The sequence below is a fragment of the Bifidobacterium sp. POST2/T3 (B1) genome, assembly GCF_058197115.1.
The window spans coordinates 1-17,811 of sequence record NZ_JBVPQK010000029.1 but is presented as its reverse complement, the minus strand read 5'-3'; the positions used below and the strand labels follow the sequence as shown (position 1 = coordinate 17,811).

At 61.1% G+C, this 17,811-nt stretch carries 16 protein-coding genes; 7 read left to right on the top strand and 9 right to left on the bottom strand.

Features of this window, described 5'->3' with window-relative positions; all coding sequences use genetic code 11:
- The 3 genes from ilvN to AC0AP0_RS02775 form a co-directional block, all read left to right on the top strand.
- Nucleotides 1-318 (top strand): acetolactate synthase small subunit (gene ilvN / locus AC0AP0_RS02785; RefSeq protein ID WP_490429305.1); only part of this gene is annotated, 318 nt, incomplete at its 5' end.
- 30 nt (nt 319-348) lie between these two features.
- Nucleotides 349-1,008, top strand: coding sequence for a sugar O-acetyltransferase (locus AC0AP0_RS02780; RefSeq protein WP_082097694.1), 660 nt, complete (start codon nt 349-351; stop codon nt 1,006-1,008).
- Nucleotides 1,009-1,069: 61 nt separating this feature from the next.
- The gene (locus tag AC0AP0_RS02775; RefSeq protein ID WP_490429304.1) at nt 1,070-3,034 is read left to right on the top strand and encodes an ATP-binding cassette domain-containing protein; all 1,965 of its coding nucleotides are present in this window, start codon (nt 1,070-1,072) and stop codon (nt 3,032-3,034) included.
- A gap of 2 nt (nt 3,035-3,036) precedes the next feature.
- On the opposite strand, the gene AC0AP0_RS02770 is transcribed toward AC0AP0_RS02775, so the two are convergent.
- Nucleotides 3,037-3,762: a type 1 glutamine amidotransferase gene (locus AC0AP0_RS02770; RefSeq protein ID WP_490429303.1), complete on the bottom strand. Its 726-nt coding sequence runs from the start codon at nt 3,760-3,762 to the stop codon at nt 3,037-3,039.
- Nucleotides 3,763-3,853: 91 nt separating this feature from the next.
- Here AC0AP0_RS02770 and cysS point away from each other — a divergent pair, with 91 nt between their 5' ends.
- Both cysS and AC0AP0_RS02760 read left to right on the top strand, forming a co-directional pair.
- Entirely contained in the window at nt 3,854-5,431 is a 1,578-nt protein-coding gene (gene cysS, locus AC0AP0_RS02765) for a cysteine--tRNA ligase (RefSeq protein WP_490429307.1), read from the top strand.
- A gap of 4 nt (nt 5,432-5,435) precedes the next feature.
- Entirely contained in the window at nt 5,436-6,464 is a 1,029-nt protein-coding gene (locus AC0AP0_RS02760; RefSeq protein WP_490429302.1) for a LacI family DNA-binding transcriptional regulator, read from the top strand.
- A 5-nt stretch (nt 6,465-6,469) separates the two neighbouring features.
- Here the strand turns inward: AC0AP0_RS02760 and AC0AP0_RS02755 are convergent, their stop codons facing one another.
- The 8 genes from AC0AP0_RS02755 to AC0AP0_RS02720 all read right to left on the bottom strand — a co-directional run bounded on the left by AC0AP0_RS02755 (nt 6,470) and on the right by AC0AP0_RS02720 (nt 14,763).
- A complete protein-coding gene (locus AC0AP0_RS02755) occupies nt 6,470-7,594 on the bottom strand; it encodes a glycoside hydrolase family 172 protein (protein WP_490429306.1) in 1,125 nt (374 codons plus the stop codon).
- Nucleotides 7,595-7,692: 98 nt separating this feature from the next.
- Nucleotides 7,693-8,574 (bottom strand): carbohydrate ABC transporter permease, encoded by an 882-nt coding sequence (locus tag AC0AP0_RS02750; RefSeq protein ID WP_046322455.1) that lies wholly within the window; start codon nt 8,572-8,574, stop codon nt 7,693-7,695.
- A 20-nt stretch (nt 8,575-8,594) separates the two neighbouring features.
- Nucleotides 8,595-9,530 (bottom strand): carbohydrate ABC transporter permease, encoded by a 936-nt coding sequence (locus AC0AP0_RS02745; RefSeq protein WP_267430703.1) that lies wholly within the window; start codon nt 9,528-9,530, stop codon nt 8,595-8,597.
- Between the two features lie 31 nt (nt 9,531-9,561).
- Nucleotides 9,562-10,872, bottom strand: coding sequence for an ABC transporter substrate-binding protein (locus tag AC0AP0_RS02740; protein ID WP_490429301.1), 1,311 nt, complete (start codon nt 10,870-10,872; stop codon nt 9,562-9,564).
- 287 nt (nt 10,873-11,159) lie between these two features.
- The gene (locus tag AC0AP0_RS02735) at nt 11,160-11,615 is read right to left on the bottom strand and encodes a hypothetical protein (RefSeq protein ID WP_490429300.1); all 456 of its coding nucleotides are present in this window, start codon (nt 11,613-11,615) and stop codon (nt 11,160-11,162) included.
- Between the two features lie 19 nt (nt 11,616-11,634).
- Nucleotides 11,635-12,579 carry a carbohydrate ABC transporter permease gene (locus tag AC0AP0_RS02730; RefSeq protein ID WP_232339503.1) on the bottom strand — a complete coding sequence of 315 codons (945 nt, stop codon included), beginning with the start codon at nt 12,577-12,579 and terminating at the stop codon, nt 11,635-11,637.
- A gap of 1 nt (nt 12,580) precedes the next feature.
- A complete protein-coding gene (locus tag AC0AP0_RS02725) occupies nt 12,581-13,507 on the bottom strand; it encodes a carbohydrate ABC transporter permease (RefSeq protein WP_232339504.1) in 927 nt (308 codons plus the stop codon).
- Complete coding sequence (locus AC0AP0_RS02720; protein ID WP_261254043.1) at nt 13,504-14,763, bottom strand: ABC transporter substrate-binding protein; 1,260 nt, start codon at nt 14,761-14,763, stop codon at nt 13,504-13,506. The genes AC0AP0_RS02725 and AC0AP0_RS02720 overlap by 4 nt, the downstream gene beginning before the upstream one ends.
- 324 nt (nt 14,764-15,087) lie before the next feature.
- On the opposite strand from AC0AP0_RS02720, the gene ffh reads away from it, so the two are divergent.
- Both ffh and AC0AP0_RS02710 read left to right on the top strand, forming a co-directional pair.
- Entirely contained in the window at nt 15,088-16,704 is a 1,617-nt protein-coding gene (gene ffh, locus AC0AP0_RS02715) for a signal recognition particle protein (RefSeq protein WP_490429299.1), read from the top strand.
- A 30-nt stretch (nt 16,705-16,734) separates the two neighbouring features.
- Nucleotides 16,735-17,697, top strand: coding sequence for an endonuclease/exonuclease/phosphatase family protein (locus tag AC0AP0_RS02710; protein WP_490429298.1), 963 nt, complete (start codon nt 16,735-16,737; stop codon nt 17,695-17,697).
- Nucleotides 17,698-17,811 lie beyond the last annotated feature (114 nt).

Here is a 17,811-nt window from a genome sequence, read left to right as displayed (position 1 = left end):
CATGTGCTCAAGATCGTCGAACTCAAGGGCGACGAGGCCGTGGAGCGCGAGCTGGTCATGATCAAGGTCAAGGCCAATGAACGCAACCGCTCCGACGTGCTGGAGATTGTCAAACTCTTCCGCGTGCGCGTGGTCGACGTCCACCCCGAGTCCCTGACCATTGAGGCCACCGGGGCCGAGGGCAAGTTGGAAGCCCTGCTGCGTCTGCTGCGTCCCTTCGGCATCATCGAACTGGTCCGTTCGGGCGCCGTGGCCGTCACTCGCGGACCCCGGGCCCTGAGCGAGAAGGTACTGGGCTCGCAGATCACCGGCCGCTGACTCATCCTCAAATCCTAGAAGGTGGTGCCCATGACTGACGATGTAATGGAAGGAATGAGCCGGACGGGCCGAATCGAATGGGAGCGGATGGTATCCGGCCAGGTCTATCAGGACACCCACCCCGACATCGATCGCCAAAGGGAACGGGCCGAAAGCCTCTTCATGGAATACAACAGGACCGGCCCCGGACAGAAGCAGGAACGCCGAAGGATTCTAGAAGATCTGCTCGGCCAAGTGGGGCAGGATGTCGTCATCAACCCGGACTTCAGATGCGAGGTAGGCTGCAACATACGGATCGGCAGTCAGACTCTGATCAATTACGGCGCCGTCATGCTGGACAACGCCCCGATCACCATAGGCAGGAACGTGTGGATAGGCCCCGGCGCAGGGCTCTTCTGCACCAACCATGCCCTGGACTATGAGGAGCGGAAGGCTGGTGCCTGCCAGGCCCGACCCATCGAGATATGCCAGGGTGCCTGGCTGGGTGGTCACGTGGTCGTCCTAGGCGGCGTACGGATTGGCCGTGGAGCCGTCATCGGGGCAGGGTCTGTCGTCACCCATGACATACCGGATCAGGTAGTTGCGGTCGGCAACCCCTGCACTGTCCTGCGGCCAATCACCGATGCGGACAGAACCGGTTATCTGGACAGAATTCGTCAGCGGGACCAGGAGAACGACCAGGACCAATAATCCCCTTCCCTGAAAAGCCCACAGCTCATTCCATCCAAGGCTGGCGGTAGATTGGGGAATCATGCCCATCTATGATCTCGGTCTGGAACACGTCGCTCTATCCTTTGCCACCAAAACCATCTTCACGGATGTGACGCAGGGCATCTTCGAGGGTGACCGGATTGGCATCGTGGGCCGAAACGGTGACGGCAAGTCCACTCTGTTGCACCTGCTGAAAGGCACCCAGGAACCCGATCAGGGCCGGGTGACCATGCGCAATGGGCTCACTTTCGGCATGCTGGACCAGCGTGACCCCCTAAAAGACGAGGACACGGTCCGCAAGGCGGCCTTGGAGAATCGACAAGACTACGAGTGGGCTGCCGACCCCAGATCCCGCGAAATCGTCGAGTCCCTTCTGGGCGGCATGGAACTGGAGGCCAAGGTGGGCACCCTGTCCGGCGGTCAGCGCCGCAGGGTGGATCTGGCACGGCTGCTGCTTCGGGATTGGGACATCCTAGCCCTGGATGAGCCAACCAATCATCTGGACCTGCTCACCATCCACTGGCTGGCCGAGCACCTGAAGAACCGCTGGGCCAAGAATTCCGGAGCTCTACTGCTGGTCACCCACGACCGCTGGTTCCTGGACGAGGTCTGCACCTCCATGTGGGAGGTGCATGACGGAACCATCGACCCCTTCGAGGGCGGCTACAGCGCCTACATGCTCCAGCGGGTGGAGCGCGAGCGCCAGGCGGATCTGGCCGAGACCAAGCGCCGGAACCTGGCCCGCAAGGAACTGGCCTGGCTGACCCGAGGCGCCCGGGCCCGCTCGACCAAGCAGAAGTTCCATGTCAAGGCCGCGCAGGAGCTGATCGCCGACGTGCCACCCATGCGCAACAGCCTGGAGCTCAAGCGGATGGCCACCTCCCGCTTGGGCAAGCAAGTGGTGGACTTGGTAGACGTGACCAAAATCTATCCGGGGACCGACTCCGATGCCGCCGAAGGCAATGACAACCGGGTCCCCTCCCCTCATGCCGAACGCCCTCTGATGGGCTCGGTGACCGTGGCTGCTGATCCTGACAAGGATGGCGAAGACGGTCAGGACCGTCCGGGCACTGCAGCGGCCGACACCCTTACCGTCAGCGGACACAAGGTCCTGGACGACGTGACCTGGCTAATCGGCCCTGGCGACCGATTCGGCATCGTAGGCGCCAACGGAGCAGGCAAATCCACTCTGCTGGGTCTGATTGACGGCAGTGTGTCTCCCACGGCAGGACACGTCAAAGTGGGCAAGACGGTCCGCTTCGCGGTGCTGACCCAGCGTCTGGATGAGTTGGAGAAACTGGGCCGCTATCGAATCAAAGAGGTCCTCAGCCGCTACAAGCCCACCTATCTGGTCGAAGGCAAGGAGGTGTCCCCGGGCCAATTGATGGAGCGCCTGGGCTTTGAAAGCTCCCAACTGATGACCAGAATCAGCGACCTATCTGGCGGGCAGAAGCGCCGCATGCAGCTCCTGCTCATCCTGCTGGACGAGCCCAACGTGCTGATCATGGACGAGCCAGGCAATGATCTGGATACTGACATGCTGGCCGTCATGGAAGACATGCTGGACTCATGGCCGGGCACCCTGATTGTGGTCTCCCACGACCGCTACCTGCTGGAGCGGGTGACCGACCAGCAGTTCGCGCTGATCAACGGCAAGGTGGTTCATCTGCCCGGCGGTGTTCAGGACTACCTGGATATGGTCGAGTCTGCCGACCGGGAGGCTGCGGATGCTCCAAGTCAGACATCAGCCAAGGAGGCTGGGGATCCCAATCAGGCCAAGGCCGAACGAGTTGCCAGACGAAATCTGAGCAAGCAGGCATCCGCCATCGAACGCAAGTTGGCCAAGCTGGCCGATCAGCGCAAGGAACTTGAACGGCAGATGGCTGAGCACGACCCCGGCGACTATCAAGGCCTCAACGAGCTCAATAGCAAGCTCAAGGACCTGACCGAGCAATCCGATCAGCTTGAGGAAGAGTGGCTGACCATCGGGGAAGAGCTGGAGTAATCTCAGGCGGCAGCCAGCTGGGCGGCCAGGGTCGAGCACCGGGCTGCGAAGGCAGAGAAGATGGCATCGGCCAATGGCTGCATCTGCGGCATCCCTTTGGTAAATTCGTCGCGCATTTTAGCGATTTTGGACTTTTTCATAGAGCCGACCATGCTCGGCACCTGCATCCACTCATCGAAGATGGGGGCTGTCACCTCCAGATGGAACTGCAAACCCAGAGCCGACCCCAGCCGAAAAGCCTGAACCTTGGTGGCCTGGGAGCGGGCCAGCAGCTTGGCCCCCGGCGGCAGAGTGACCTGGTCGGTATGCCAGTGCAGCACATCCGTGTTTTTGCTCCACATGGCCACATCGTCGTCCTGCCCCACCCAGCGGATGGGTCCCATGCCGTATTCGGGCTCCTGGTTCTTCATCAGGGTGCCTCCCAGGGCCCGCGCCACAATCTGATGACCCAGGCAGATTCCTAGAATGGGCTTGTTGGCAGCCATCGCCGCCTTGGCCAGCTTGGTCTCCGCCTTGAGTCCGGGGTGTTGCGCGTAGTCATCGGCCGACATGGGCCCGCCCATGATGACCAGCCCCGCCAATTCACGCGAGCGCGGCAGCTCGGGCTTCTTCTCATCCACGATATTGGTGATCTCGGTGTCCAGCCCGCACTCCTGGAGATTGTCGAGAATGCGACCCGGCTTTTCCCAATCCACATGCTGAAGCACCAGCACCCTAGGTTTCGCCATGATTCCATTCTTGCACACATGCCGTCGGACCGAGTCTGCGGGCTCGGCATTTCCCCCTGGACAGTCAGCAAGCCTTGATAGGCTCATGAGTATGGATACGAGTTCGCAACCGCATGATTCCAAGGCTTCAGTCAGTCTGGCCGCAGCTAATTTGCGTCTGTATGACACAGCTGATCACCAGATGACCCCCTTCAGACCCATTGAACCGGGCAAGGTCGGCATCTACGTGTGCGGAGCCACGGTGCAGAGCTCGCCACACATTGGCCACATCAGGACCACCCTGGCCTTCGACGTGATCCGACGCTGGCTGCTCAGACTGGGATACCAGGTGACCCTGATCCGGAACGTGACCGACATCGACGACAAGATCCTGACCAAGGCGGCGGCCAACGGCCAGCGCTGGTGGGAGCGGGCCTACATCTACGAGCGCGAATTCACCCACGCCTACGAGACCATGGGAGTCCTGCCGCCCACTTATGAACCCAGGGCCACCGGTCACATCCCCGAGATGATCGACCTGATCCAGCGCATCATCGACCGCGGCCACGCCTATGTGGTGCCCGACGAACAGGGCCGTCCATCAGGCAACGTCTACTTCGACGTGGCCTCCTGGCCTGAGTATGGTGCCCTAACCCACCAGCAGACCGGTACCCAGCCCGCCGACGAGCAGGCCGCCGCCAACGACCGGCTGGGACCCAGCATCGACACCGATGGGCAGAATACCGATGCCGAGGAGGAGCCAGGCAAGCGCGACCCCCGCGACTTCGCACTTTGGAAGGCGCCCAAACCCACCGATCCGCCCACGGCTCGCTGGCAAACACCCTTCGGCACGGGCAGGCCGGGCTGGCATCTGGAATGCTCGGCCATGAGCCACCGCTATCTGGGTGCGGATTTCGACATCCACGGAGGCGGTCTTGACCTTCGATTCCCCCATCATGAGAACGAGATGGCCCAGTCGCACGCAGCCGGCTGGGGGTTCGCCCATCGATGGATGCACACGGCCTGGGTGACCCAGAAGGGCGAGAAGATGAGCAAGTCCCTGGGCAACGGGCTGTCCGTCGACCAGGTGCTGTCGCAGCATCCTGCCTGGGTGGTGCGCTACGCCCTGGTCTCGGTGCAGTACCGGTCCATGCTGGAATGGTCCGACCAGTCCCTGCAGGAGGCCGAAGGCGCATACGAGCGCATCAGCAACTTCATGGACCGGGCCGGACGAATCCTGGGAGCGCAGCCCGAGCGTGCCCGGGTAACGGGACTGGGCGCGGACGATCTGCCAGAGGACTTTGTGCAGGCCATGAATGACGACATCAACGTCTCTGGCGGTCTCGCTGCCCTTTACGCACTGATTCGTCAAGCCAACGCGGCTATGGATGCCGATTCTGAGACCCCGGACCGGAAGTGGCTGGCCAATGCCCTGCTCCAGGTCAGAGCCATGCTGGACGTATTTGGACTTGATCCCCTCGATCCGCACTGGGCAGGAACTGCAGACAACCATGACGATCGAGCCATGAACACCCTGGATGCCTTGGTAGGCCAGCAGTTGCAGGAACGCAATCAAGCACGAAAAGATCATGACTTCGCCCGTGCCGATGCCATCCGGGACCAGCTGACGGCGGCCGGCGTGGCTGTGGCGGATACACCCGCTGGCAGCACCTGGGACCTGAGCCGCTGAACCCATGTCCGACATACGCGACGTCGCCAGAAGGGCCGGGGTCTCGGTCAGCACAGTCTCTTATGCCTTCTCCGGCAAGCGTCCCGTCTCTCCCGGAACCTACCAGCGGATCATGCAGGCCGCCGACGAACTGGACTACGCCCCGGATGCCGGCGCCAGGATGCTGCGGGCCAAGCGCAATCAGATCGTCGCTCTGAGCGCCCCGCTCCGACCCGGTCAGAACAGGGCCTCATACGCGGACTACTTCATCGAGATGGCCAGTTGCGAGCATGCCCGGGGCTATGACTCCCTATTGCTGACTGCCGAGAATGGCGTTGAAGATATCCGGCGGGTCACCCGTAGCAATCTGGCCGACGGCGTGGTGCTGATGGATCTGGTGGACGATGACATCCGCGCCGCCCAGGCCGCCTCGTATGGACGCCCCTGCGTGGCACTGGGGTTGCCTCGGCAGCACACAGCATGCGCCTGTGTGGATCTGGACTTTGACCTGATGGGTCGTATGGCGGTGGAAGCCATGGCCAGAGCGGGACGCAAACGCCTGCTCTTTCTGGAGGATCTGGAGGGCGAATACCGGCGCGGGTCCGGCTTCCGCCTCATCCTGCTACGCAGTCTCAAAACCTGGGCCTGCCGTCTGGGGATGGATCTGCAGCTTGAACCGGGCCCTACCGGCAGCGATCTTGCCTACACCCAGCAAGTGCTGGACATCATCCATCACGGCCGCATTGATGGTCTGATCGGCCAGATCCGCCCCTCCCTACTGGACACTGTGGTGGTCCGCATGCGCTCAGACGGCATGAGCATTCCCGATGACGTGGCTGTTCTGTCCTGCGCTGCAGGCAAGGTCAGCCATACTCTTGAGCTTCAGGGTATCTCTGAGATGCCACTTACCCCCCGCTCACTGTGCGCCAAGGCTGCGGATCTGCTGACACAGGCTGTGGAGGAGGGGGCTTCTCTGGCTGGACGAGTCCTACTGGAGCGCCCCAGGCTGATCGATCGCGCCTCCATCAGCAGACAGAAGCAGGAGGCCGCCTGAGCCAATCAACGGGGTCGGCGGTCCCGCTCCCCCGTCTCCAGCACGTTCTGCGGGAAGGGCTTATGGGGCTCCTGCTGGTACCAATAGGCCACGCTGGCCAGATCATCCTGACGTTCGAAGTAGCCCTGTTCGTCCACACCTATCTGCTGCAAGGTCACCTTGATATCGCTGGCGAAAATAATGGGGTCGGGGATGTGCCAACGGTAGAACCCCCTGGTCACCGGAGTATCGGCATCCCAGTACTGGGATTCGCGGTTGTCCAACTGCCTGGAGTGGAAGGGAAATCCCATGTAGGCCCCGCTGTAGGTGGCCTCGCGCATCCGGCCATCCGCGCCCTGCCCGGCAAAGCTCCAGGCACCGCCGAAGTAGTCCTCGCTTCCCGTGGAGCACCAGGTGGGATAGTCCTTGTCCCCGTCCAGGTAGACCTTGACCTCGCCTTCCCCCCACCAGCGGCTCTCCAGAGCGGTCAGAGCCAGATAGGTGCCCACGTATGAGCCCCGGCCATGCACCCCATCCAGGATCACATAGTCCTGGCCAAGTTCGGTGACCCGCTGACGGCGCCACTGGGCATGGAAGGTCATGACCTCCTCGGGCAGCTCGTCCTTCTCCACATAGTCGATCTGGTAGAAGAAGGCCTCGATGGGCTCGTTGTGCCGGTTGCGCAGAACAATCCGGGCCCCGCTGTGGAAGGGCATGGGCCAGTAGCAGTTGAAGCCCCGGCGCGGATAGACGGCCACAGGCACGGACTCCACTCGGCAGGCCTGGGCGTGACCACAGCAGAAGAAGTCGCCCAGGGGCACGCAGACTGAGGGCGTCTGTTCGCCATCCCAGTAGCATTCCAGGATCAGATTGCGCAGGACGTTGGGCCCTGTGGGTGAGGTGGCATCAGTCACAGTCATCCAGATATGGCGGATCTCGCCCGCGCCGGACAGGTCGGCCAGAACCATGTCCTTCCCGGGAGGAATGTTCTTCAGGCAAGGAGTCCCCTTCCTTGAGGGGCCCAGATTACTGGCTGTCATGGCCGCTCTGCCTTTGCCACCTCGGGGGTTCTCGGCGTTGATGCAGCGGGTGCGGTCTGTGGATGGGCGGGTCAGCGCCTCAAGACCGTTGGTGATGTTCGGCATGGTCATACCCATGGTTGTGGTTGCCTTTCATATTCGGGCCGCCCGCTCCCCTCCTCTGCCTTCTTGCAGCAGGCGGCCATTTCAGTGTACGTGTACGGCGGCGATTACTTGACAGCGCCAGCCACTATCCCCTGCGAGAGCTTCCTCTGGAAGAAGATGAAGAAGATGATGGTGGGGATGATGCTGAGCAGGGAGGCGGAGGCCAGGTCGGTGGCGGCCATGGTGTGCTGCCCTTGCATGGTGGCCAAGGCCAGCGGAATGGTCTGCGTCTTCTCGCTCATCAGGAAGGCCATGGGAATCATGTACTCGTTCCAGGTCCAGATGAAGAAGAAGACGAAGAGGACGCTGATGGTCGACCAGGACACCGGCAGTACAATCTTGCGAAGAATCTGCCAGCGCGAGGCCCCGTCGACGGTGGCCGCCTCCAGGATGGCCTGGGGGAAGGTCCCGTAGACCGAGGAGAGCAAATAGGTGCCGTAGGCGCTCTGGATGATGGTGAAGATGATGATGATGGACCACTGGGAGTTATAGAAACCCATCCACTTGAACATGACATAGAGCGGGTAGAGCAAGGCCTCTTGGGGAACCATGTTGGCCAGCATGATGAACAGGAGGATGACCGTGTTGCCCTTGACCCTGCCGATGCCCAGCGCGAAGGAGTTGAGGACCGAAAGCAGGACCCCGACCACGGCAACCACCAGGGAAATCAGCAGGGAGTTGCCCAGTTTGAGCGGGAAATTGCTCTTGTTCCAGAAGGAGATGATGCCGTCCATGCTGAAGTGGGCGGGCACGGACAGGGGGCCCGTGGCGTTGTAGTCAGCCGTGGTCTTGAAGGCGTTTAGGACCAGGATCAGCAGGGGGAAGAGCATGATCACAGCTCCCGCGATGAGCAGGATCAGACCGGCCCAGTTCCCCCAGGTGCGGATTCTACGGGCGTGCCGGGAGGACACCCGGGCGTCGGCTTGCAGTGTAGCTTGATTATTCATGATGTGCTTCCTAGCCTTCCTCAGGCGATGCTCTTTTGCACGCGCTTCTGCACAATGGTGAAGACGATGGAGAAGATGACGATGACCACGGTCAGGGATGTTGAGATTGCGGCGCCGTAGCCCACCTGCTGCACCTGGAAGAACTGGTTGTAGGAGTAGTAGGAGGGAACCATGGTGGAGGTGCCGGGCCCGCCCTTGGTCAGCAGATAGACCGGAGCGAAGGTCTTCAGAGCGCCGATGGTGGAGGTGAGGATGACCACCAGCAGCTCGGGAATGATGGAGGGCAGGGTGATGACGCGGAACTTCTGCCACCAGTTGGCCCCGTCCAGGCTGGCCGCCTCGTAGAGCTCGGGATCCACCCGCTGCAGTCCGGACATGAAGATGACGATGGGATAGCCCAGCTGGATCCAGATCAGGATGACCATGAGGATGGGCAGGGCGGTGGTGGTGGAACCCAGCCAGTTATGGGCCAAGCCACCTAAGCCGATCTTGGTCAGCAGGTCGTTGACCGCACCGTCTTCAGGCCGGAAGATCCAGCCCATGATGATGGTGGCCACTGCCACAGGCAGAACCTGGGGCAGGTAGTAGAGGGCCCGCAGGGTCGAGGATGTACGGGGGCCGAACTTCTTCTGGATCACGTCGGTCAGGGCCGAGGAGATAAGCAGGCCCAGGACCGTGGGAATGATGACGATGGCCACGATGATCCAGAGGGTGTGCCCGAAGGAGACCCAGAAGGTCGAGTCGCCCATGAGCCGTCGCCAGTTGCGCAGACCCACCCATTTGGTCGGCCCCACCCCTCTCCAGCGGGTGAAGCTCAGGTAGATGTTCCAGAAAATGGGCACGATGACGATGGCCACAATGCCTATCAGACCGGGAATCAGATAAGGGACGAACCGCGAGGGCGCACTGCCCGGGATTCGAGACTGCGCCTTTTTCCTGCTATGTGTGTCAGACATGCTTGTACTCTCCTTGGCGGATTGACGCAGCTCAGTCGTCATCCAGATCGAGCTGGGCGACGCCGTCGTCGTAGTTCTTATGCAGAGTGTCCAGAACCTGGTCGGGGCTCTTGGTACCGTTGACCAGCTCCTGGAAGGCGGCCGGCATGGCGTCGGTCAGGTTGGGCGCAGGGTAGTCGGGATAGTAGCTCATCCGGCTGGCGTCCGATGCTTTGGTGTATTCATTGACCAGGTCACGGCTCTTGGGGTTGGTGATGGCCTCCGTATCGGCCGCCACCGGCACACCGCCCTTGTTGCCGATGTAGTTCTGAACCTCCTTGGACAGGACCACGTTGATATAACGGGCTGCGGCATCCTTGCGCCGGGATTTCTGCGGGATGACCAGCAGATTACCCGCGCAGCCCTCGACCATCTTGGCCCCTGGGAAGATTGATGCCGTCCAGTCGAAGGCCTTCACCTGCTCCATGAAGCGTGTCTGGTTCCAGGTGCCGGTCTGATAGATGGGATAGGTCCCCTTGATGAAGGCCGTGGTCGTGTCTTCGGCCTTCATACCGGTGGCGTTCTTGGAGATGTATCCCTTGTCGATCCATTCACGGATGGTATTGGTGGCGAAGGTCAGCGGCTTGCTGCGCCAATTGACTGGATGCTTGTAGAGCTGCCAATCATCGACGAATCGGGCATCGGCCTTGGTCATGGCCAGCTGCCACCAGAGCCAAAGCACCCCGTATTCCTGGGCATCGGCCGCTATGGGCGTGACCCCGTGGCTCTTGAAGGCCTTGAGGGCTGCCACGAACTGGTCAAAGGTTTGCGGGATGGAGATCTTGTACTTGGCAAAGAGGTCCTTGTTGTAGTAGACGCGCTGCATCTCCGCATAGGAGGAAACCCCGTACCAGGTGTCCCCATCCATGACGCCGCGCTTGTCGTACTTGCCCACTGCTGCTGCCTGGCCGCGCACCTTCTTGTCCCAGCCGTACTTCTGCACATAGGGTTTCAGGTCGGTCAGCAGCTGCAGGGTGGACAGAACCCCGGCCGAGCCGTTGCCGCGATTGGACTCCATAACGTCCGGGGCGTCGTCCGAATTGAGGAACTGGCTGCCGTTCTGGGCAATCTGAGTGAAAGACTTGACTTCGAAATCCACCTTGATGCCGGTCTGTCGGGTAAAGATATCAGCAGCCTTCAGCCAGCCCCGGGCCTGACCGCTGCTGGGCTCCTCGTAATACCAGATTTTGATGCTAGACGGATGGGCTTCCTGGGGAGCATCGCCCCCCGATCCGCAGGCCGCCAGCGGCAGGATCGACATGGCCAAGGCCAAGGCCGCTCCGATCCCTCTTCTGATCTTCATGATGGCTCCTAACTTCCTTGCATCCTTGCATCCATCTACTACGATTCAACGTGTCGAAAGGTTTCGACTTCGGGCGGATTGCAGGGCACTGACCATCTCCGTCGATGCACCCGAGATGTCGAATCGTTTCGACTTAGTATAGAAGCCGGCCATGGGTCATGTCAACAAGGCACGCAGAAGAAGATTGCCCAAAATTAAAAATCCCTTCCCCTTGCCCGATGGTTTCGGACAAGGGGAAGGGGATTGGAAGTGCAGCGGTCAGGGGCGCCGCATACCCCCGGGGCTGGTCACCTTCGACTCGACGAGATCCGGCGGATGGTCTTGTTTCTGGCCACATAGGTGACGAAGGCCAGGGCGTAGGCGATCAGCGAAAGCCAATCCGCTGTGGCCAAGGAAAAGACCATGCAGAAGATCATCCAGTACTGCACCCCCCGAATAATCGTCGAGGGCCGCATGGCCCGCAGAGCCACGATGAAGGAGACCGCCCCAAGAATGAGCAGTAGAAAACCGTAGGATTGGGCCACCGTGGCCGCGCCGTTGACTGTGGCCATGTCGTCGGCCAGACGTCCGGCACGGCCGAGGATGGCATAGCCCTCGTCCTTGAACCAGGGCGAGTAGATGAACATGGTGACCGAGGCCATGATCACGTTGATGGCTGCCGCCACCAGGAGGATGATCTTCTCCGTCCTTCTGCTCGCTACGTCCTTGCCCACCAGATGATTGCTACGGTTTTCCTTTGCCATTGTTGCCGCCTTCCCTGATTCAGCCCTTGAGGCCCGAGGTGATGTTCAGCGACTGCAGGAAGTAGCGCTGGGCGAACACGAAGAGCAGCAGGGTGGGAATGATGGCCAGGCAGGTGGCCGCGCAAAGCGTGCCCATCTGGTTGTATTGCATCATCTGATTGCCCAGCAGCTGCAGGCCGGCCGTGACCGGGGTCTTCTTGATGTCGTTGAAGACCAGGGTGGGCCAGAGGAAGTCGTTCCATGCTCCAGTGAAGGCGAACAGGAAGATCACGATCAGGATTGGTCGGATGGAAGGCAGCATGATGCTGCGGAAGATGCGGAAGTCGCCGGCGCCGTCAATCTCGGCAGCCTCGTCGATCTCCTTGGGGATCCCCTTCATGAAGTTGCGCACCAGGAAGATATTCGCCACGTTCCCCAAGCCGGGGATGATGCAGGACCAGTATGAGTTGATCCAGCCGAAAGTGGCCACGATGCGGTATGAGGGAATCATGTTGACCACACCCGGGAACATCGAGATGAGCAGGAGGACGAAGAAGAGCGTGTCCCTGCCCTTGAAGTTGATTCGGGAGTAGCCGTACCCCGCCAGGGCCACCACGCAGACCGCCAGGATGCCATGGGACAGCGAGATGACCAGCGAGTTGCCCAGCCAGTTGAAGACAGGGTAGGAGGCCGAGGCCTGCAGCAGGGTCAGATAGTTGACGGTGACCCAGTGCGCAGGCAGGAAGTTGTAGGCGTTCTTCAGGAACTCCTGGGGTGACTTGAACGATGTCGTGATGGTATAGACCACAGGAATGATCCAGACCACAGCCAGGACGATCAGCACCGCATAGATGGCCACCAGCGAAGGCTTGAGCACCTTGTGGTGGTTTTCGGGCACGTTCTCGCCGCCGGGAACCGTTGCGCTGGGGCCAGGAGCCTTGAGCCCCTTGCCCAGGGATGCCATATCAAGGGTTGCCGAACTCATGTCAGTCCTCCTTGTTCATGAAGAATATCTGGACCAGGGAGATCAGCATGAGGATGATCCCCAGCAGCAGGGCCATTGCCGAGGCCATGCCAGCAGCCGAAGGCCCCTGCGGGAAGGCCAGGTTCCTGATGTCCATCAGCAGCACCTGCGAAGTGTAGGCAGGACCGCCGCCGGTCAGCATTTGTGGCTGGCCCCAGACGTTGAAGGCGCCACCGGTGGTCATGATGGTCGTATAGAAGAGTGGCAGCTTGATGGCCGGCAGCGTGATGCTGAAGAACTGCCGGATGGGTCCGGCCCCGTCCACCGAGGCCGCCTCGTACAGATCCTGGCTTACCCCGGACAGGGCCGACCGGTAGATGATCAGGTTGCCGCCGATACCTCCCCAGAGGCTGAGGACGAAGATGGCGATCCAGGCCCAGGGCTGCTTGCCCAGCCAATTGATGTCCCACCGGAAAGTGGTGTTGAGCAGGCCGAACTGGGAGTTGAAGACCAGCCGCCAGACCAGGGCTCCTGCGGCCACGGAGATCAGACCGGGCACATAGAAGATGGCCTGGAAGAGCCCCACTCCCTTCAGGTGCTTGGTCTGCAGGGCGCAGGCCAACAGCAGGGGGACGATGATGGTCAGGGGCACGCTGATCAGCACGAAGATGATCGTGTGCCACATGTCCCTCCAGAAGATGGAGTAGAAGTAGGTGGACTTGTCAAAGATCAGCTTGAAGTTGTCCAGCCCGACCCAGGTGGGGGAACCGACCAGGTTCCACCTGGTGAAGGCCAGGTAGATGCCGAAGAAGATCGGGATGACGCCGAAGATGGCGAAAACCACCATGTGCGGGGCGATGTAGGGGAAGGCATGCCAGAAGGACTTCTGTCCCAGCGGACGGCGCTTGCCCCGTCCATCCATGACTGCGGTTGTACCGTGCGCGCTCATGATTGCTCCTGAATCTGGATCTGGCCCTGGGTCATCAGATCAAGCGTCTTCAGACCTTCCTCCAGGGAGATGTTCCGATAGACGATGTCCATGAAGGATCCCCACCCGGCTGTGGCATAGCCGCCATAGATGTAGTTGGATGTCTTGATCCATTGCCGTTCACGCTTGTCATTGGTGAAGGAGGCCTGGATGAGCTTCTGGTATTCCGGGTTGTTCAGGTCACGGTAGGCCGGAGAGATGGACCCTACGTCCGACCACATCATCCAATTCCTGTAGACGAAGTCCACAAAGTCGGCGGCCGCTTTGACCTTGGCCTCGGGCCGGTTCTTGTCCTTGAGCTGGAGCCAGTTCTGCTGGTACAGGAAGTTGGAAGGATGCTCGGTACCGTACTGGAGGGTGTTGATCTCGCCAACCTTGTCCTTGCCCAGGGTGGAGGACATGTTGCCCTGCGCCCAGGTGCCCAGCATGCCGAAGACCGCATGCCCAGAGGCGAAGACCTGCTCACCGTCGCTGTCGATGGGCGAGAGCATGCCCTGGTCGTTGAGGTCGCGCAGTGCCTTGAGCGGCTTGCGCCAGCCCGGACCGGTCATGTCCTTGACGCCATCCTCGATGTTGGTGCCGGTGCTGTATAACAGGGACATCATGGCCCAGGGCAGGTTGCCCAGGCAGAGTCCGTAGACGTCCTTGGGCAGCTTGCCCTTCATGGAGGCGATCTCATCGGTGGTGACCAGCCGGTCGTCCAGGATATAGTCCAGGCCGTACTTGTGGATCAGATCCTTGTTGTAATAGATGGCCATCTGGAACATGTACAGGGGGATGCCATAGGACTTGCCCTTGACGACGGTGTTCTGCCAGGCCTGCGGCAGGAAGTTCGACTCCTTGAGCTCCGGGTGGTACTTGGTCCACACCGACGAGGGGTTGAGCAGCCCCTGGCTCTGCAGAACCGAAGTGGAGAACGAATCGTTGATGACCAGATCGGGGATGTTCTTCCCGGTCTGCATGACGCTGTAGATCTTGGTGGTCAGATCTCCGCCGTTCATGGGCTGGAAGACCACCTTATACTCGGGGCTCTGTGCATTGAAGGCCTTGATGATTTTCTGCATGGCCGGACCGTCATCGCCGGTCAAACCATTCCAGAAGTAGATCTGCTTGGCGGATTGATCGCCGCCGCCACAGCCTGCGGTCGAGACCACCATGCCGCATATGGCCGCCAGGCTCAGCAACAGCCTGAGCCAACGTCGCGCAAATAAGGGCATGTGGGTTCCACCTCCCCCGTGTCTTTCTTCCTTGAAGACACTCACTATCCCTCTTGCTCCTCTCGATGGGACCGGCGCACCCGTATGCCGGCAACCCTGCATCGTTTTTCAGAACCCGTCGGCCCCCGGGCATCAAACATCGACACCCTGCGAGCCGGACCGACAGGTTCATGTTGATTTGCAACGTTGCAAATTCAGGGTAACACGCCTTCTGCTATTGAACAAAATCGTCGTTCCATATCAGAACCAGCCAGGCAGGTCTTGGGCACAGGCATTGCTGAAACCAGAGCCAATCTCCCGGCTGACAGGTAGACTTGGGACATTATGGCAGCATTTTCATCTTTGACCGATCGGCTCTCCCAGGCCTTCACCCATCTGCGCTCCAAGGGGAAGCTGACCGAGGCCGACATCGACGGCACAATCCGCGAGATCCGCCGCGCCCTTCTGGATGCCGATGTCTCCCTGGATGTGGTGCGCTCCTTTACCGGGCGCATCCGGGAACGCGCCTTGGGCGAGGAAGTCTCCAAGGCTCTGAACCCGGCCCAGCAGGTGGTCTCCATCGTCTACGACGAACTGACCAGTATCCTGGGCGCGGGAGTGGATCGACCGCTCAATTTCGCCAAGAATCCACCCACAGTCATCATGCTGGCCGGCCTGCAGGGTGCAGGCAAGACCACACTGGCCGGCAAGCTGGGCTACTGGCTCAAGGACGCCGGCCACACCCCCCTGCTTGTGGCGGCCGACCTGCAGCGGCCTAATGCGGTCACCCAGCTCCAGGTGGTCGGCGAGCGCGCCGAAGTGCCGGTATACGCACCCGAGCCAGGCGTGCAGACCGAAGGATCCGAGCTGGCGGCCCTGGGGCAGGTCACAGGCGATCCCGTCAAGGTCGCGGCCGACTCGATCAGGGTGGCCAAGGACAAGCTCTACGACGTGGTCATTATTGATACGGCCGGTCGATTGGGCGTGGATCAGGAGCTGATGGAGCAGGCCCGTAATATCCGCGATGCCGTCCACCCCGATGAGATCCTCTTCGTCATCGATGCCATGATCGGCCAGGACGCGGTCGCCACAGCCAAGGCCTTCGACCAGGGCGTGGACTTCACCGGTGTGGTGCTGTCCAAGCTGGATGGCGATGCCCGCGGCGGTGCGGCTCTGTCGGTGGCCTCGGTGACCGGCAAGCCCATCCTCTTCGACTCCAACGGCGAGGGTCTCAAGGACTTCGAGGTCTTCCACCCTGACCGGATGGCCTCCCGCATTCTGGACATGGGCGACATCCTGACCCTGATCGAGCAGGCCCAACGCCAGTTCGACGAGGAGGAGGCCCGCAAGGCCGCCGGGAAGATGTCCGAGGGCAGCTTCGGCCTGGATGACTTTTTGGAGCAGCTCCAGCAGGTCCGCAAGCTGGGTTCCTTCAAGAGCATCCTGGGGATGATCCCGGGCATGGCCCAGCACCGCAAAGAGCTGGAGCAGTTCGACGAAAAAGAGGTGGACCGGACCCAGGCCATCATCCAATCGATGACCCCCCAGGAACGACGCGACCCTAGCATCATCGACGGCTCACGACGGGCCCGGATCGCCTATGGCGCCGGCACTACGGTCTCAGCTGTCAACGGCCTGCTGCAGCGGTTCGAGCAGGCTGCCAAGATGATGAAGCGTATGACCAATGGCAGCCGCTCGATCCCCGGCATGGGCGGCATGGGCGCTGGCAGCGGCAAGAAGGGCAAAAAAGGCAAGAAAGGCCGCAAGGGTTCCCGCTCAGGCAATCCCATGAAGCGGGAGGCCGAAGAGAAGGCTTTACGCGAGCGCCTCTCCGGCAAGGGCAAATCCTCCGGCGGCTCCGCCTTCGCCAAGCACCCTGAGGCCCCGCAGATGCCCGAGGGTCTGCCGGACCTGCCCCCCAACCTGGGCGGTGGATTGGGCGGTCTCTTCGGCGGCCGCTAAACCCCTCCCTCCTGCAGGAGACAATGGCACGTGAACACCCTTCTCTGGATTCTCCTGGGGCTCATCGCCTTATGGATTGCCCTACGCTTCCTGCCCGCCGGGGCTGACTGGCACCGCCCCTTGGTAGAGCTGATCGCCCTGATCGACCTGCTGACCGCTCCTCTGTTGGCCATACTGATATGGACGGTCGTCGCGGGCGCCTGGCCCCAATGCCTGCTGGCGCTGATTGAACTTACTCTGGTCAGCTGCCAGCGCCTGCGCTACCGACTACCTCCAGCAGACCGGGCCGGTCAATCATCTTCTGGCCATGGGCTGAGCGTCATGACTCTGAACTGCCGCTTCGGCAGGGCCGATCCTGAGGAAATCGTACGTTGCGTGCGCGCCTACGGAGTAGAGGTTCTGGCCCTGCAAGAGGTAAAGGGGAAGCTGCTGGAATCACTTCAGGCTGCAGGCCTGAATCAGCTCCTGCCCTATCTGACACAGGGGACTTCGAACCCCGACGACAACGGCGGCTACAACGTTATCTTCTCGGCCCATCAACCCGTCAAAGCCTCCCCGTCGGCCCTGGACCTTCCGGCGGCTGCAGTACCCCTGGTCGAGCTCAAGACCAGCTCTGGACCGATCCGAGTGGCCAGCGTCCATCCCAAATCACCCCAACGAGGCGCCAGACAGTGGGGCATGGGCATCGCCGCCCTGGCCAGGCTGACCCATCCGCACGCGCCCACCATCGTTATGGGCGATTGCAACGCCACCCTGCAGCATCCGACCTTCCGGGCTATGCTGGCCAAATCGGGGCTGCATGACGCTTCTTTGCACTTGAAAGCCGGCAGCCACTTGACTTTCCCCTCGGCAAGCGCGATACCCTCGTTGATCGAAATCGACCATATCCTGACGGACGGCAACCTGGTCCCACAATCCATGCGTGCCCTCCGAATTCCAGGCAGCGACCATCGAGCTCTAGTGGCCCGTCTGACTCTGCCGCGTCAGCTCTGAACACCATACAGGCTCACCACCCGCCATATCCCAAGGGTGAGGTATACTTTTGCTGTTATTCATGTCCGGAGGAGCCCTCTCATTCCGACGGCCGTGAGGAACACGCCAGGAGCG

Coding starts and splice junctions, on each gene's coding strand:
- AC0AP0_RS02755 (WP_490429306.1), bottom strand. CDS start 7,594: ATGACCATGCCGAACATCACCAACGGTCTTGAGGCGCTGACCCGCCCA.
- cysS (WP_490429307.1), top strand. CDS start 3,854: ATGGATACGAGTTCGCAACCGCATGATTCCAAGGCTTCAGTCAGTCTG.
- AC0AP0_RS02725 (WP_232339504.1), bottom strand. CDS start 13,507: ATGAGCGCGCACGGTACAACCGCAGTCATGGATGGACGGGGCAAGCGC.
- AC0AP0_RS02740 (WP_490429301.1), bottom strand. CDS start 10,872: ATGAAGATCAGAAGAGGGATCGGAGCGGCCTTGGCCTTGGCCATGTCG.
- AC0AP0_RS02730 (WP_232339503.1), bottom strand. CDS start 12,579: ATGAGTTCGGCAACCCTTGATATGGCATCCCTGGGCAAGGGGCTCAAG.
- ffh (WP_490429299.1), top strand. CDS start 15,088: ATGGCAGCATTTTCATCTTTGACCGATCGGCTCTCCCAGGCCTTCACC.
- AC0AP0_RS02745 (WP_267430703.1), bottom strand. CDS start 9,530: ATGTCTGACACACATAGCAGGAAAAAGGCGCAGTCTCGAATCCCGGGC.
- AC0AP0_RS02720 (WP_261254043.1), bottom strand. CDS start 14,763: ATGCCCTTATTTGCGCGACGTTGGCTCAGGCTGTTGCTGAGCCTGGCG.
- AC0AP0_RS02760 (WP_490429302.1), top strand. CDS start 5,436: ATGTCCGACATACGCGACGTCGCCAGAAGGGCCGGGGTCTCGGTCAGC.
- AC0AP0_RS02770 (WP_490429303.1), bottom strand. CDS start 3,762: ATGGCGAAACCTAGGGTGCTGGTGCTTCAGCATGTGGATTGGGAAAAG.
- AC0AP0_RS02775 (WP_490429304.1), top strand. CDS start 1,070: ATGCCCATCTATGATCTCGGTCTGGAACACGTCGCTCTATCCTTTGCC.
- AC0AP0_RS02735 (WP_490429300.1), bottom strand. CDS start 11,615: ATGGCAAAGGAAAACCGTAGCAATCATCTGGTGGGCAAGGACGTAGCG.
- AC0AP0_RS02750 (WP_046322455.1), bottom strand. CDS start 8,574: ATGAATAATCAAGCTACACTGCAAGCCGACGCCCGGGTGTCCTCCCGG.
- AC0AP0_RS02780 (WP_082097694.1), top strand. CDS start 349: ATGACTGACGATGTAATGGAAGGAATGAGCCGGACGGGCCGAATCGAA.